This window comes from Clostridium sp. DFI.1.208, assembly GCF_024463855.1.
Lineage (GTDB): Bacteria > Bacillota_I > Bacilli_A > Erysipelotrichales > Erysipelotrichaceae > Clostridium_AQ.
Genome location: NZ_JANGCA010000278.1, coordinates 1 through 285 on the forward strand (window position 1 = coordinate 1; position 285 = coordinate 285).

The following is a 285-nucleotide window of genomic DNA, read 5'->3' on the forward strand; positions in this document are numbered from 1 at the left end:
ATTCCGTGTTCTTCTAAGCGTATCCATGGTTTCCTGTGTTTCCATAAGCTCATATTCCATGCACATCGCCTTATACAGCAGCTTCTGATCAATTCGCTGTACCGCTGTACGACAGATGACCTGAAGACGGTTATAAAACGCCTTTGCCAGCAGGGAGCAGATCAGTACCCCTGTGCACATGAGAAGTGCCGTTTGCAATGCAGCTGTATATTCTTTTACAATCAGCTGATTCAAGATTTCTGCGGAGTAATGCAGGGTAATGAACGGAGACAGCGCATTTGTAAT

The 285-nt window shown here is 45.3% G+C and carries 1 protein-coding gene; it reads right to left on the bottom strand.

Going from position 1 to position 285, the window contains the following annotated elements; all coding sequences use genetic code 11:
• A partial coding sequence (locus NE665_RS24365) for a hypothetical protein (protein ID WP_256302764.1) occupies positions 1 to 285 on the bottom strand: 285 nt, incomplete at both ends.